Here is a 13,215-nt window from a genome sequence, read left to right as displayed (position 1 = left end):
GCGATCTCTCCTCAAGCCAGTCGCGACGCGCGCATCAGCGCCCGCACAACAGAACGACGACCCAGTTCCACCTTGTAGGCGTTGTGCGCAAGTGGCCGCGCATCGCGCAGCGCGGCCTCGGCCGCACGCTGAAAGGTGGCCTCATCCGCGCGCTGGCCAACCAGTGCCGCCTCGGCCTCGGCGCTGCGCCAGGGCTTGTGGGCGACGCTGCCCAGCACCACGCGCGCCTGCCGTATCGTGCCGCCATCCAGCTGCAGCGCGGCGGCCACCGAGACCATCGCAAAAGCGTACGAGGCGCGGTCGCGCACCTTCAGGTAGTGCGAGTGGCGCGCAAAGTCGCCCGACGGCACCGGGAGCTCGATGGCCAGGATCAGATCGCCGTGCTCCAGGTTGTTGTCGCGCTGCGGCGTGTCGCCCGGCAGCCGGTGGAAGTCGGTGATGGCGATCAGCCGCTCACGCCCATCCGGTGCGCGCACACGCACCTTGGCATCCAGCGCATACAAGGCCGTTGCCATGTCGCCAGGGTAGGTCGCCACACACGATTCGCTCCAGCCCAGGATCGCGTGGATCTTGTTCAGGCCCTCTCGCGCGCCGCAGCCGCTGTCGGCCTCGCGCTTGTTGCAGGGCATCGATGTGTCGTAGAAGTAGTTGCAGCGCGTGCGTTGAAGCAGGTTTCCGCCATTGGTCGCCATGTTGCGCAACTGCCCGGAGGCGCCTGCCACGATCGCCTGCGTCAGCAACGGGTAGCTCTCGCGGACCAGCGGATGGTTGGCGGTCTCGCTGTTGGTCGCCAGCGCGCCGATGGACAGTCCGGAGCGCGTGCGCTGGATCTCGCGCAGCGGCAGCCGCGTGATGTCCACCAGCCGCGTGGGCCGCTCGACGTCCTCCTTCATCAGGTCCAGCAGGTTGCTGCCACCGGCCAGGTACCGGGCTTGGGGCATGGCCGACACCGCTACGGTAGCGGCAGCGGAATCTGCGGCGCGAACATACTCAAACGGTCTCATGGCCGTCCTCCTTTGAAGGGCTTGAAGCGGTGGATGCCATCGCAAGTTGCGCCTCGCTGGCAAAGCGCCAGGTCTGGGCTGCCTGCCGGCCCGAATGGACTTCTTGAATCGCGGCGACGATGCCTGGATACGCGCCGCAGCGGCAGATGTTGCCGCTCATGCGCTCGCGGATCTCGTCGTCCGTCAGGCGGGTCGTTGTCCTGCCGACGTTCTCGGTGACGTGGCTGACCTGGCCGCGCCGGGCCTCGGCCAGCATGCCGACGGCAGAGCAGATCTGCCCCGATGTGCAGTAGCCGCACTGAAAGCCATCGTGCTTGATGAAGGCGGCCTGCATCGGATGCAGTTGGTCGCCCTTTGCCAAGCCCTCAATGGTCGTGACTTCACGGCCTTCGAGCGTGGCGGCCAGGGTCAGGCACGAGAGCACACGCTGCCCGTCGACCAGTACCGTGCAGGCGCCGCACTGGCCCTGGTCGCACCCCTTCTTGGAGCCGGTTAGCGCAAGCCGCTCGCGCAGCGCATCGAGCAGCACGACGCGCGCCGGCGATGCCTACCGTTTTGTCGATGCCAAAAGCGCGAGATTGTTTGGTAAAAGCAGTCATGAAAGATCCTGGATTGGTGAGCCCTGTATCTTTCCCAAAAGGAGAGTGCTTGAGAATCCACCTCCAACTGCTCATACTGTGCAGATGAACTACACAATAGGCCGAGGGGATCTGGACGGCGTGGTGGTGTTTCTGGCGGTTGCCGAGGAACGCGGTTTCCGGGCGGCGGCCAGGCGCCTGGGCATTACCCCATCTGCTGTCAGCCAGGCAATCCGCGCCTTTGAGGCGCGTATCGGAGTGACGCTGCTGGCGCGCACGACACGCAGCGTCGGGCTGACCGAAGCCGGGGAACGGCTGCTCCTGCAGGTTCGACCGGCAGCACAGCAGTTGCTTCAGGGAATAGAGTCTGCCCGCAGCCTGGGGCACGCGGTCACGGGACTGCTGCGCATCAGCGTTCCAAGGGCAAGCGTGCAGTTGCTGACCGAGCGCTTTGTTGCGGGATTTCTGGTGGCGCACCCCCAATTGCAACTGGAGTTTGCAGGGGACGACCGCATGGTGGACATCGTCGCTGAAGGGTGCGACGCCGGCGTACGCCCCCGTTCGTTCGTGCATGCGGACATGGTGGCGGTTCCTCTGACCAGAGAGGAGCCGCAAGTGGTGGTCGGCGCGCCCGCACTCCTGGCGCGCCATGGACGACCTGACACGCCGCAAGGCATCCAGAACATTCCCTGCATCACGTTCAGGCAGGCCGGCATCGTGCTCGACGAATGGATGTTCCATGTCGAGGGGGAGCGAAAGAGCATCCACGTGAGCGGGCCCTTGGTACTGGACGACGTGGCCGCATGTGTCCACGCGGCGGAGCAGGGGGTAGGGCTATTCCGGCTCCCGCGCTCCATCGTCGCGCGCAACATCCATGCCGGAACACTGGAGGTCATCCTCAGCGGCTTCGCCATGGAGTTTCCTGGATTGGCGCTCTACTACCCCAGCCGGAGTACGGTTCTCCCAAAACTGCGCGCGTTTGTCGACTACGTGCTGGCCCACAAGATCTGACCCGTTGCAAGCGGCGCCCAGTGGCCCACCCCGGGCTTGTCGGCACCACCCACCTATCCTCGGCTTTCGGTCGTTTCGTTTCGCGGCCTTCTGCCGCGCACGCTCCTGGCTATTCACGCCAGCGCAGTGCCTCGATCACCAAGGCCAGCGCGGGCGCCGTCTGGCGGCGGTTGGCATAGTACAGGTGGTAGGGCGAGAAGCTCGGCCACCAGTCCTGCAGCACCGGCACCAGGCGGCCGTGCTCGGCGTGCGGCTGCACCAGCTCCAGCGGCACGTAGCAAAAGCCCAGGCCGTCCAGCGCCGCCTGCAGCATCAACTGGGTGTTGTTGAACACCACCTGGCCCTGCACGCGCACGGCCAGGGCCTGCCCGTCCTTCTCGAAATCCCAGGCATACAGGCCGCCGTGCGTGGGCAGGCGCAGGTTCACGCACTGGTGCGCTGTCAGATCGTGCGGCGTGACCGGCAGCGCCTTGCCTGCCAGGTAGGCCGGCGAGGCCGCCACGGCCATGCGCAGCGGCGGCCCGATGCGCACGGCCACCATGTCCTTGTCCACCCGGTCGCCCACGCGCACGCCCGCGTCAAAGCGCTGCGAGGCGATGTCGGTGAAGGCGTAGTCCACGCTGAACTCGATGCGGATGTCTGGGTACTCCAGCAGCAGCGGTTGCAGCCGAGGCCAGAGCACGGTGGCGATAGCGTGGTCGTGCGCGGTGATGCGCACGGTGCCGGCAGGCTTGTCGCGCATGGCGCTCAGGGCGCCCAGCTCGGCCTCGATCTCCTGCAGGCGCGGGGCCACCGTGGCCAGCAGGCGCGCACCTGCCTCGGTGGTGGAGACGCTGCGCGTGGTGCGGGCCAGCAGGCGCACGCCCAGGCGCGACTCCAGCGCCAGCATGGCATGGCTGAGCCCCGAGCGCGACAGGCCCAGTTGCGCCGCGGCGCGGGTGAAGCTGCGCTCACGCGCCACCACCACGAAGGCGCGCAGGTCGTTGAGGTTTTCGCCAGAGGCCATGGATTGGTGAATGTGTTGCACAAGTGCATGCCGATTTTGGCATCTTCTCAGCCCAATCACCCCTGTCTACAGTTACTGCACCGGCCGGCGGTGTTCACAGCCCGCCTGCCGCACCCCTTCCAACCTTCAGGAGCCCCAGCCTATGAACCCCACCCTCATGCGAACCGCCTTTGCCCTGGCCGTGGCCCAGGGCGGCGCGGTTGCCGCGACCGAGTCACCCTCTTTAAGCACGCAGCAGATCACCAGGGCTGGCGCCCAGGCCTCGGCAGCCGGGCCCGATGCCTTCTTCACCGGCCGCGTGCGCGTCGATCCCGTCTGGCCTGCCGACAAGGGCATCAGCGCATCGGGCGCGCAGGTCACCCTCGAGCCCGGCGCCCGCTCTGCCTGGCACACCCACCCCGCAGGTCAGCGGCTGGTGGTGGTTTCGGGCATCGGCCGCACGCAGGAATGGGGCAAGCCGGTGCAGGAGATCCGCCCCGGCGACGTGGTCTGGTGTCCGCCCGGCGTGAAGCACTGGCACGGCGCCGCGCCCAGCACGGCCATGACCCACCTGGCCGTGACCGGCATGGCAGATGGCAAGAACGTCGAATGGATGGAGAAGGTCAGCGATGAGCAATACCACAGCAACACCACCACGGCGCGTTGAGCGCATGGGCCGGCTGGCAGCCATCGGCCTGCTGGCCGGCCTGGCCCTTGCACCGGGCCACGCATCCACCAGCCCCCAGGAGCCCAAGGCCATGCAACCCACCACCGCGCAGACCAGCGAGACGCTCTCGCCACGCCAGCAGGCCATCGTGCCCATCGCCGCCTTCGCAGCGGCCGGCGACATCGCGCGCCTGGGCCCTGCGCTGAACCAGGGCCTGGACGCGGGCCTTACCGTGGGCGACGCGCGCGAAGTTCTGGTGCAGGTGTATGCCTACGCGGGCTTCCCGCGCAGCCTGAACGCGCTGGGCGAGCTCCTGAAAGTGCTGGAGGCCCGCCGCCAGCGCGGCCTGCAGGACGCCCCCGGGAGCGCGCCCAGCCGGCCCATCCCCCAGGGCGATGCCCTGCTGGCAGCCGGCACGGCCAACCAGACGCGCCTGGTGGGTGCGCCCGTCAAGGGCCCGCTGTTCGACTTCGCACCGGCCATCGACCAGTACCTCAAGACCCACCTCTTCGGCGACATCTTCGAGCGCGACAACCTGGATTGGCAGAGCCGCGAAATCGCCACGATGGGCATGCTCTCGGCCCTGGCCGGCGCCGAATCGCAGCTGCAGTCGCACATGGGAATCAGCATGAACGTGGGGCTCACGCCCGGCCAGTTGCGCCAGCTCGCGCAGGTGCTGGCCGACCGCGTGGACGGTGCCCATGCGGCCCGCGCCGACGGGGCCCTGGTGCGGGCCCTGGCTGCTCGGGGTGGCAAGTAGCGGCAGGCAACTCGCGCAGCAGCGCCGACACCGCGCCCGCAGTCCACAGCCGCCGTGGATGACCCTGTGGAAAACACCGGTGGATACGGCGCAAAGCCAATGCCGGCGGGGGCTGCAACGCGGTGCCTGCGATTTCATCAATGCCCCGGGCAGGGGGCGCGGCAGGGCACCCGTATGCGCGCGCACCGTCCACAGACGGCGTGGATGACCCTGTGGACAAGCACTGGGCATGCACGCCAAAGCCAGCACTGGTGCGGCCTGCAACGCGGTGCCTGCGAATTCATCAGCGCGGCGCCAGCACCGCCGGATTGCCCGCCCGCCGTCAACCCGCCCGCCCCCTTGCCATGCGTCCCAGGCCTGGGCGGGCGAACCAGTCCACAGCCACCGTGGATGACCCTGTGGAAAAGGCCTGTGCATGCCGCGCAAAGCCAATGCCGGCGCGGCTTGCAACGCGTTGCCTGCGGATTGACCAATGGCCGCGCCGGGGGCGCAAACGGCGTCCGCAAAGTCCACAGCCGGCGTGGATGACTTTGTGGATAACCCCTGTGCAGCCACGCCAGAGCCAGCACTGGCGCGGCCTGCAACGCGGTGCCTGCGAATTCATCAGCAGCCGCCCTCCAAGTCCGCCACGAGGCGCGCCGACAGCGCGGCTTGCGTACGTTGACACACCATCCACAGCGACCGTGGATGACCCTGTGGAAAACCCTGATGAATACACCGCAAAGCCAGCACTGGCGCGGGCTGCGATACGGTGCCTGTTCTTTCATCAGCCCACCGCCGCGCGCCGCAGCACGGTGGGCCGGCCACTTTTCAGGCCCTGGCGCATGGCTGGCAATGGCCCGACTGCGGCGCCGCGCACCTCCCCGGTACACCTTGCCACGCAGCCCAGTGCAGCAGTCCACAGCCAGCGTGGATGACTCTGTGGATAACACCTGTGCATGCCCGCCGGGCCCAGTGCCGGCGCGGGTTTCAACGCGGTGCCTGCGATTTGACCAATGTGCCGGCGCACGCACGGCTACACTGCCCTCAGGAGGTGTGCCATGCAACCAGATTCGTCACCCGCGGCCGGCAGGGGCCCCTTTTTGCCAGACGTTGCCAGGATCGCGCTGGGCGTGTTCATCGGCGGTCTGGCCGCCTTGTTTGCCCACGACGCCATCGTCGGCCAGCGCCCACCGCCACCAGCCACACCGGCCGTGCTGACACAGCCACGGCCTGTGGGCGACGACAGCAGCAGTACCAGCACGCAGGCCGCCCCGCCACCTGCGGTGGCCCAGCCTGCGCCGCCACCAGCACCGCCCGCCCCCGAACCCGCGCCGCCACTGCCTGTGCAGACCGCACCACCGCAGACCGAGGCCCCGCAGCCCGCTGCGCCGGTGCAGGACGCGGGCCAGAAGAAGGCAGACGACGACCTCAAGACCGCCCAGGCCCTGGCCGCCCGGCTTGAATCCGAGCGCCAGCAGCGCCGCGCCGATGCCTGGGCCCGCTACTTCCAGCCCAGCCCCGTGTGCCGCGCCGACCCGGCCACCGGCGCCTGCGCCGACGCCCACCTCGCGGCGCGCAAGCGCTTCGACGCGCAGTACGTGGACCGCTGAAAGCCCAAGGACCTGTTCAGGGCCTTTTCAGGCCCTGACCTCGAAGCCCAGTGCCCGGATGGCGACCTCGGCCGCATCCTGGTCCTGCTGGGCATTGCCGCCCGAGATGCCGATGGCCCCCACCACCTGGCCGCCGTCGAGGATGGGGCAGCCACCGCCCACGGACACCATGCGCGGGCGGTGCGCGAGCTACGCCACCTTGGGGTCGGTGAGGATGGCATTCCACACATGCGTGCCCACGCCGAAGGAGGCGGCCGTCCAGGCCTTGTCGATGGCCACCTCGGCCGTGAGGAAGGGTGCGTGGTCCGAGCGCTCGAAGGCCTTGAGGTGGCCTGCCGCATCGGTGACGGCAATGGCCACGTCGATGCCGATGTCGCGCGCCGCGGCGCGTGCGGCCTCCAGCAGCGCCCAGGCGGCGTCGCGCGTGATGGAAGGTGCGTCGTGGGTCTTGTGCTCGGGGATGGTGAAGGGCATGGGAAGGTCCTGTGGAAAAGGTAAATGAAAGCGAACGCCATGGGCGCCCAGAACCCACGTGGGGTGACATCCCGACCCCGATAAGCCCCGCCTTGTCGCTATCACCCTCAAACCGGATTTGAAAATCACGCCGCGAGCGGCCGGGCCACTTTCAACACCGCGCCGAAACTGTTGGCGCCGCGCAGGGCTTGGCGGCCGGGCGTTTAACGTCTACGCTGCCAGCGCGGGTGCACCTGCACCGCGCCTGAACGACAGCACAACGACTCACAACGACAGGAGACACCACCATGCCTTTGAAGCAAGCCCTTGCCACCGCCGCCGCTCTGCTGGCGCTGGGAACGGCCACCACCGCCCATGCCGATTGCCTGACCGATGTGCAGGCCGCCGAGCTGCTGGCGCACTACGTGGCGCGCACACCAGCACCCAACCCGGTGAACCTCTCGGACGCCGATGGCGCCTGCACGCGCGGCAAGTTCAACCAGTTGCTGGCGCAGCGCATGGGCAAGGTGGTGGGCTACAAGGCGGGGCTCACCAACCCGGCGGTACAAAAGCGCTTCAACACCGACAAGCCGGTGTGGGGCAAGCTCTACGAGGGCATGGTGCTGCAGAGCGGCGCCAGCGTGGAGGCGGCCTTCGGCGCCCGCGCGCTGTACGAGGCCGACATGCTGGTGCGCGTGAAGAGCGCTGCCATCAACCATGCCAAGACGCCCGAAGAGGTGCTGGACGCCATCGACCAGGTGATCCCCTTCATCGAGCTTCCCGACCTGATGGTGCAGGCGCCGCCCCAGCTCAACGGTGCGGGCGTCACGGCCATCAACGTGGGCGCGCGATTAGGGATAGCAGGCACGCCGCTGCCCATACCCGCCTACCGCGGCGAACGCTACGCGCTGCTCAAGGCCCTGGCGGACATGAACGTCTCGCTCACCGATGGCGCGGGCGCGCGCCTGGGTGGCGGCAAGGGCAGCGACATCCTGGAGCACCCGCTCAACGCCGTCACCTGGCTGGCCACCGCGCTGCAGCAGGAGGGCATCACGCTGCAGCCGGGCGATCTGGTGAGCCTGGGCTCGTTCTCGGCGCTGCTGCCGCCGCGCGCAGGCCTTTCGGTCACGGCCACCTACGACGGGTTGCCGGGTGCGGCGCCGGTGCGCGTGACCTTCAAGTAGCCCGGCACTGATCCGGCATCTTCTTCAACGGAACGCCGAAACTGTTTGCGCCCCAGGGCGCTTTATCCCGGCCGTGATCGCTCCTAAGCTGGCCGTGCGGGATGGACCTCCATCCCGCACGCACAACAACGACAGGAGACCGATCGAATGCACCCGACCATTTTTTACCGCGCTGCGTTGGCCATGGCATGCGCCGCACTGGGCGCCGCCACGCTGGCGCAGGCGGGCCCCCAAGCCACGGGCCAGCAAACCCTCGAAATCCACGCCCGGCTCGACGCCGCGGGTATCGGCGGCATCACGCAGATGCCGGACGGCCGGCTCATCGTGGGCTACCACCCGTTCTATGGACCCAAGGTGCAGGTGGCGCTGCTCAACGCAGACCGGCGCAGCACCACGCCCTACCCCAGCGCCGATTGGCAAAGCTGCAAGCACGCCGACGGCAGTTGGAAGAGCGACTTCAACCGCTGCCTGGACTGGGTGCTGGGCCTGCACACCGATGCCAGCGGCATCCTTTGGATGCTCGATTCGGCCAAGACCACCGACCAGGCCGCGGGCCGCCCGGCCGGCCTGGTGCCCAAGCTCGTGGGCTGGAACACGCGCACCAACCGCCTGCACAAGGTCATCCCCATCACCGGCGATGCCACGGTGACCGAGTCGCAGCACAACGACTTCGCGGTCGACCTGCGGCGCCAGGTGATCGTGATCGCCGACGAGGCCATCGGCGAGAACTCCAACGGCGTTGGCGACAAGGCCGCGCTGGTGGTGGTCGACCTCAAGACCGGCCAGAGCCGCCGCCTGCTGCAGGGCCACGAGAGCGTACTGCCCTTGAAGGACCCGATCACCTGGGACGTGGGCCAGCCCACGGCCGGCAGCTTCGCGCTGGGCGTGGGGGTGGACGGCATCGCGCTCGACCGCAAGGGCGAGTGGCTGTACTTCGCGCCCTTGAGCGCCTACAAGATGTACCGCATCCGCATGCGCGACCTGCTCGATGCGCGCCTCACGCCCGAGCAGCTGGGCGCCAAGGTCGAGACCTATGCCGACAAGCCCTTCAACGGCGGCCTGTCCATCGACGCCCGGGACAACCTGTACCTCACCGAGGTGGGCGAGCGCGCCGTGGGCGTCATCCCGCCCGGCACGCGCAAGTACACGCGGCTGGTGACCGACCCCGGCATGGTCTGGCCCGACGGCGTGACCTACAACCACGACGGCTACATGTACACCGGCGCTGCGCAGCTGCCGCTGACCGACGTACTGCAGGCCGACAAGGTGGGCAAGAACAAGGCGCCGTACCTGGTCTACCGCTTCAGGCCGCTGGCGCCCGGCACGCCGGGCTTCTGATCCGCCTGCAGCCCGGCAAAGCGCTGGGCCAGAAAGTCCACCAGCGCGCGCACGCGCGCCGGCACGAAGCGGTTGCTGGGCAGGATGGCGTTGAGCGGGTAGTGCTCGCCATGCCAGTCCGCCAGCAGGCGCACCAGCGCACCCGAGGCCAGGTCATGCACCACGTCGAGTTCGGACTTGTAGAGCAGCCCCGCGCCCGCCAGCGCCCACTGGTGGGCAATGGCCGCGTCGTTGGCGTCGCGGTCGCCGTCCACACGCACCTCGGTCCAGTGGCCGGCCTGCTCGAAGCGCCAGGCGTCGTAGCGCTTGCCCGCCAGGTGGAAGGTCAGGCAGTTGTGCCGCGCCAGGTCCCCGGGCGTTTGCGGCGCGCCGTGGCGCTGCAGGTAGGCGGGCGCCGCGCACAGCACGCGGCGCGTGGTGTGCAGTTGGCGCGCCACCAGGCCCGAGTCGCTGAGCGCGCCGTAGCGCAGGGCGATGTCCACCGTGTCGCGCAGCACGTCCTGCACGCGGTCGCTCACCGTCAGCGCCACGCGCACGCCGGGGTGGCTTTCCACGAAGGCATCGAACCAGGGCAGCAGCACGCTGCGCGTGAGGTCCGAGGGCGCGGCCACGCGCACCGTGCCCACCAGCGAGCGGCTCTCGCTGGCCAGCTGTGCCTCGCCCTCCTCCAGCAACTCCAGCGCGCGCGTGGCATAGTCCAGCAGGGTCTGGCCCTGCGGGGTGATGCGCATGGCGCGGGTGGAACGCTCGAACAGGCGCGCGTCGAGCTGCGCCTCCAGCCGCTTGAGCATGGCGCTGGCCGCAGCCGGGGTGATCCCGAGCACGGCCGCTGCGGCGGTGAGCGAGCCGCCGCGCGCGGTCTCCACCAGCACGCGGATGTCTTCGACGTTCTGGATCTTCATGGCCTGTCGTCTCCCGCTGGTGTGGTGGTGGTGCCCGCGCGCCGCCGTGCAGCCTCAAGCGGCCGCGGCACGCGCGCGCCGGGGCGCGGGCGCAGCGGCCAGGACCTCGCGCATGGCCTGCACGATGGCCTCGCTCTTGTGCTGCAGGTGGGTTTTCAGGATGCTGGCCATGGCCGCGCTGTCGCGCCGCTGCAGGGCGTTGAGCATGCCTTCGTGCTCGGCCATGGCGCGCGCCCAGATCTCGGGCGTCATGGGCGAGGCGAAGCGGATGCGGCGGATGCGCGCGTTCAGGATGCTGTACTGCGACACCAGCACGGGGTTGCGCGCGGCCTGCACGATGGCCTCGTGGATCTGCCGGTTGAGCGCGTAGTACGGCGCCATGTCGCGCTGGTCATAGGCCTGGCGCATCTGCGCATGCAGGCCGGCCAGGGCGTCGAGCTCGGGCTGCGTGATGCGCTGGCAGGCCTGCTCGCCCGCCAGGGCCTCCAGCGCGCCGGCCACCGCGAACAGGCCCTCCACCTCGTCGAGCGAGAGCTCGCGCACGCGCGCCCCCCGGTTGGGCAGCAGCTCCACCTGGCCCTCGGCGGCCAGCACCTTGAGCGCCTCGCGCAACGGCGTGCGCGATACGCCGAAGCGCTCGCACAGCGCGGCCTCGGGCACCTTCTGGCCGGGCGGCACCTCGCCGCGCACGAACACTTCGCGCAGGTCTTCCAGCAGGGTGGTGTGGACGAATTCTTTGGACATGGGCAATTATGAATTCATTTTTAGCATCATCAGCGGAAATTACGCCTATTTCAGGATGAATTTTGCCTCTTTGAATTCAAATTGCTTGACATGCCCAAGCCGCCTCCCTACATTCGAATGCATTCATTCGGCCAATGAACACCCCAATCAACCCCTCATTCAATCCCAGGAGACAGAAAATGAATGCATTTCAGCAAGGTATCCGTGAAATCGACGGTTCCACCCACGACGAGCAACGCTATGTGAATGCGCTCGGCCCGCGCGGCGTGATTGGCGTGATGACGCCCGGCCCGAACGTGAACGTGGAGAACGAAATGATGGACATGCGCCCGCGCGGCGTGATCAACGCCGTCGACCGCTACTACGTGCCCAACCAGAAGATCCAGCAGGACGAGGACTGGTCCATCATCATGCGCAACGTGACGGCCAACCTCGACGACTCGGTGCGCCGCCTGAACGAGGCACTGATCGACCACCTGGTGCTGGGCATGTCCTCGCAGAGCTACATGGGCGGCGAGAAAGGCAGCTTTGCACTGCTGGAGCACCTGCAGAAGACCTCGGGCGTGGACGTGACCATGGGCGCGCAGTCGGCCGAGCAGGCCTTCAAGCTGTGCGGCGCCAAGCGCATCGCGCTGCTCACGCCCTACTACCCGGTGATCGAGACCAACGCCATCGACTACTTCACCGCGCGCGGCTTCGAGGTGGTGCACGTCGAGGGGCTCAAGTGCAAGAGCATCATCCACGTCGCCTCGCAGACCTACGAGCAACTGGCCGAGGCCACGCTGCGCTGCGAGGCCGCCAAGCCCGACGCCATTTTGCAGCTGGGCACCAACCTGGCCTATGCCCGCGTGGCCAACGACGCCGAGAAGTGGCTCAAGAAGCCGGTGTTCGCATCGGGCCCCGTCATCTACTGGTCGGCCCTGCGCAAGATGGGCATCAAGGACCAGTTCCCCGGTTTCGGCAGCCTGACCGAATACCACTGAGCCCTGCGGTGCGAGGAGACAAGACCATGAAAAATATCGACCGCCGCCGCGCCATCGTGGCCGCCGCCGCCTGCCTGTCTGCCCTGGCCTTGCCGGCCGGCGCGCAGGATGCCTATCCATCCCGGCCGGTGAACCTGGTCGTAGGCTTCGCACCGGGCGGGGGCACCGACCTCATCGCGCGGCAGATCGCGCCGCGCCTGTCCGAACTGCTCAAGCAGCCCGTGGTGGTGGAAAACCGCGCCGGCGCCAGCGGCACCATCGCCGCCGGCGTGGTGGCCAAGGCCAAGTCCGACGGCTACACCCTGCTGCTGGGCCACGTGAGCTCCAACGCCATGGTGCCGGCCATCACGCCCAAGATGCCGTATGCGGCGGGCAAGGACTTCGCGCCCATCGTGCTCATCGGCAGCGTGCCGCAGGTGGTGGTGGTGCCGGCCTCGTCGCCCGCAAAGACACTGCAGGAGTTCATCGCCATGGCCAAGGCGAAGAAGGGCGCGGTCAACTACGCCTCGTCGGGCCAGGGCACGCAGCAGCACTTCGCGGCCGAGCTGTTCCAGTTGGCCACGGGCACCAGCATGACGCATGTGCCCTACAAGGGCAGCGGCGCGGCGCTCACTGACCTGATCTCGGGCCAGATCGACGTGAACTTCGACACCGTGCCCACGGTGCTGCAGCACATCCGCGCGGGCAAGCTGCGGGCCCTGGCCGTGACCACGCGCAGCCGCGTGGCTACCCTGCCCGACGTGCCGACCGTGGCCGAGGCCGGCGTGCCCGGCTACGAGATCGGCGCCTGGTACATGCTGATGGGCCCGGCCGCCCTGCCCCGCCCCGTGCGCGACGCGCTGGCCGCCGCCATGGCCAAGGTGCTGGCCACGCCCGACGTGCGCGAAAAGCTCGCCGCGCTGAGCACCGAGATCGCAGGCGGCACGCCCGAGGAGGCGCAGGCCTACCTGGGCACCGAGATCACCAAGTGGGCCCGCCTGGCGGCCGACAAGAAGATCACTGCGGAGTGAATGC

The 13,215-nt window shown here is 68.4% G+C and carries 13 protein-coding genes and 1 pseudogene; 8 read left to right on the top strand and 6 right to left on the bottom strand.

Features of this window, described 5'->3' with window-relative positions; all coding sequences use genetic code 11:
• Positions 1-11: 11 nt before the first annotated feature.
• Positions 12-1,004 carry an FAD binding domain-containing protein gene (locus ACSQ3Y_RS07880; RefSeq protein ID WP_057201509.1) on the bottom strand — a complete coding sequence of 331 codons (993 nt, stop codon included), beginning with the start codon at positions 1,002-1,004 and terminating at the stop codon, positions 12-14.
• A complete protein-coding gene (locus ACSQ3Y_RS07875; RefSeq protein ID WP_436176899.1) occupies positions 991-1,533 on the bottom strand; it encodes a 2Fe-2S iron-sulfur cluster-binding protein in 543 nt (180 codons plus the stop codon). Before ACSQ3Y_RS07875 ends, ACSQ3Y_RS07880 begins: the two co-directional genes overlap by 14 nt.
• Before the next feature lie 154 nt (positions 1,534-1,687).
• Here ACSQ3Y_RS07875 and ACSQ3Y_RS07870 point away from each other — a divergent pair, with 154 nt between their 5' ends.
• On the top strand, positions 1,688-2,593 hold the full coding sequence (locus tag ACSQ3Y_RS07870; protein ID WP_428002330.1) for a LysR family transcriptional regulator: 906 nt from the start codon (positions 1,688-1,690) through the stop codon (positions 2,591-2,593).
• 109 nt (positions 2,594-2,702) lie between these two features.
• Here ACSQ3Y_RS07870 and ACSQ3Y_RS07865 read toward each other — a convergent pair whose 3' ends face one another.
• Positions 2,703-3,599, bottom strand: coding sequence for a LysR family transcriptional regulator (locus tag ACSQ3Y_RS07865; protein ID WP_057264957.1), 897 nt, complete (start codon positions 3,597-3,599; stop codon positions 2,703-2,705).
• 142 nt (positions 3,600-3,741) lie between these two features.
• On the opposite strand from ACSQ3Y_RS07865, the gene ACSQ3Y_RS07860 reads away from it, so the two are divergent.
• The 3 genes from ACSQ3Y_RS07860 (at position 3,742) to ACSQ3Y_RS07850 (ending at position 6,597) form a co-directional block, all read left to right on the top strand.
• Entirely contained in the window at positions 3,742-4,245 is a 504-nt protein-coding gene (locus ACSQ3Y_RS07860) for a (R)-mandelonitrile lyase (protein ID WP_436176898.1), read from the top strand.
• The gene (locus tag ACSQ3Y_RS07855) at positions 4,208-5,005 is read left to right on the top strand and encodes a carboxymuconolactone decarboxylase family protein (RefSeq protein WP_436176897.1); all 798 of its coding nucleotides are present in this window, start codon (positions 4,208-4,210) and stop codon (positions 5,003-5,005) included. The genes ACSQ3Y_RS07860 and ACSQ3Y_RS07855 overlap by 38 nt, the downstream gene beginning before the upstream one ends.
• A gap of 1,040 nt (positions 5,006-6,045) precedes the next feature.
• Positions 6,046-6,597, top strand: a complete 552-nt coding sequence (locus ACSQ3Y_RS07850) for a hypothetical protein (protein ID WP_436176896.1) — start codon at positions 6,046-6,048, stop codon at positions 6,595-6,597.
• Positions 6,598-6,624: 27 nt separating this feature from the next.
• On the opposite strand, the pseudogene ACSQ3Y_RS07845 reads toward ACSQ3Y_RS07850, so the two are convergent.
• A pseudogene (locus ACSQ3Y_RS07845) lies at positions 6,625-7,071 on the bottom strand (GlcG/HbpS family heme-binding protein).
• Between the two features lie 287 nt (positions 7,072-7,358).
• Here ACSQ3Y_RS07845 and ACSQ3Y_RS07840 point away from each other — a divergent pair.
• Together ACSQ3Y_RS07840 and ACSQ3Y_RS07835 are read left to right on the top strand one after the other, a co-directional pair.
• Positions 7,359-8,234 carry a 2-keto-4-pentenoate hydratase gene (locus ACSQ3Y_RS07840; RefSeq protein WP_436176895.1) on the top strand — a complete coding sequence of 292 codons (876 nt, stop codon included), beginning with the start codon at positions 7,359-7,361 and terminating at the stop codon, positions 8,232-8,234.
• 147 nt (positions 8,235-8,381) lie between these two features.
• Positions 8,382-9,572, top strand: coding sequence for an L-dopachrome tautomerase-related protein (locus ACSQ3Y_RS07835; protein WP_436176894.1), 1,191 nt, complete (start codon positions 8,382-8,384; stop codon positions 9,570-9,572).
• On the opposite strand, the gene ACSQ3Y_RS07830 is transcribed toward ACSQ3Y_RS07835, so the two are convergent.
• Together ACSQ3Y_RS07830 and ACSQ3Y_RS07825 are read right to left on the bottom strand one after the other, a co-directional pair.
• Positions 9,530-10,474, bottom strand: a complete 945-nt coding sequence (locus ACSQ3Y_RS07830; RefSeq protein ID WP_436176893.1) for a LysR family transcriptional regulator — start codon at positions 10,472-10,474, stop codon at positions 9,530-9,532. The two genes, ACSQ3Y_RS07835 and ACSQ3Y_RS07830, sit on opposite strands and share 43 nt — an antisense overlap.
• A gap of 54 nt (positions 10,475-10,528) precedes the next feature.
• Entirely contained in the window at positions 10,529-11,218 is a 690-nt protein-coding gene (locus ACSQ3Y_RS07825) for a GntR family transcriptional regulator (RefSeq protein ID WP_057205405.1), read from the bottom strand.
• 179 nt (positions 11,219-11,397) lie between these two features.
• Here ACSQ3Y_RS07825 and ACSQ3Y_RS07820 point away from each other — a divergent pair, with 179 nt between their 5' ends.
• Together ACSQ3Y_RS07820 and ACSQ3Y_RS07815 are read left to right on the top strand one after the other, a co-directional pair.
• A complete protein-coding gene (locus tag ACSQ3Y_RS07820) occupies positions 11,398-12,201 on the top strand; it encodes a maleate cis-trans isomerase family protein (RefSeq protein ID WP_057205408.1) in 804 nt (267 codons plus the stop codon).
• A gap of 26 nt (positions 12,202-12,227) precedes the next feature.
• A complete protein-coding gene (locus tag ACSQ3Y_RS07815; RefSeq protein WP_436176892.1) occupies positions 12,228-13,211 on the top strand; it encodes a Bug family tripartite tricarboxylate transporter substrate binding protein in 984 nt (327 codons plus the stop codon).
• The last annotated feature ends 4 nt before the right edge of the window (positions 13,212-13,215 follow it).

This window comes from Acidovorax sp. LjRoot66 (genome assembly GCF_964253305.1).
In the GTDB taxonomy this organism is placed as follows: domain Bacteria; phylum Pseudomonadota; class Gammaproteobacteria; order Burkholderiales; family Burkholderiaceae_C; genus Acidovorax.
Note: the sequence above shows the minus strand (reverse complement) of the source record. Positions and strands in the feature narration are given on the sequence as shown.

What these genes read in the sequence shown, in the direction of transcription:
- ACSQ3Y_RS07880 (WP_057201509.1), bottom strand. Translation starts at nt 1,004, where the DNA reads ATGAGACCGTTTGAGTATGTTCGCGCCGCAGATTCCGCTGCCGCTACC.
- ACSQ3Y_RS07840 (WP_436176895.1), top strand. Translation starts at nt 7,359, where the DNA reads ATGCCTTTGAAGCAAGCCCTTGCCACCGCCGCCGCTCTGCTGGCGCTG.
- ACSQ3Y_RS07850 (WP_436176896.1), top strand. Translation starts at nt 6,046, where the DNA reads ATGCAACCAGATTCGTCACCCGCGGCCGGCAGGGGCCCCTTTTTGCCA.
- ACSQ3Y_RS07835 (WP_436176894.1), top strand. Translation starts at nt 8,382, where the DNA reads ATGCACCCGACCATTTTTTACCGCGCTGCGTTGGCCATGGCATGCGCC.
- ACSQ3Y_RS07860 (WP_436176898.1), top strand. Translation starts at nt 3,742, where the DNA reads ATGAACCCCACCCTCATGCGAACCGCCTTTGCCCTGGCCGTGGCCCAG.
- ACSQ3Y_RS07830 (WP_436176893.1), bottom strand. Translation starts at nt 10,474, where the DNA reads ATGAAGATCCAGAACGTCGAAGACATCCGCGTGCTGGTGGAGACCGCG.
- ACSQ3Y_RS07865 (WP_057264957.1), bottom strand. Translation starts at nt 3,599, where the DNA reads ATGGCCTCTGGCGAAAACCTCAACGACCTGCGCGCCTTCGTGGTGGTG.
- ACSQ3Y_RS07855 (WP_436176897.1), top strand. Translation starts at nt 4,208, where the DNA reads ATGAGCAATACCACAGCAACACCACCACGGCGCGTTGAGCGCATGGGC.
- ACSQ3Y_RS07870 (WP_428002330.1), top strand. Translation starts at nt 1,688, where the DNA reads ATGAACTACACAATAGGCCGAGGGGATCTGGACGGCGTGGTGGTGTTT.
- ACSQ3Y_RS07820 (WP_057205408.1), top strand. Translation starts at nt 11,398, where the DNA reads ATGAATGCATTTCAGCAAGGTATCCGTGAAATCGACGGTTCCACCCAC.
- ACSQ3Y_RS07825 (WP_057205405.1), bottom strand. Translation starts at nt 11,218, where the DNA reads ATGTCCAAAGAATTCGTCCACACCACCCTGCTGGAAGACCTGCGCGAA.
- ACSQ3Y_RS07815 (WP_436176892.1), top strand. Translation starts at nt 12,228, where the DNA reads ATGAAAAATATCGACCGCCGCCGCGCCATCGTGGCCGCCGCCGCCTGC.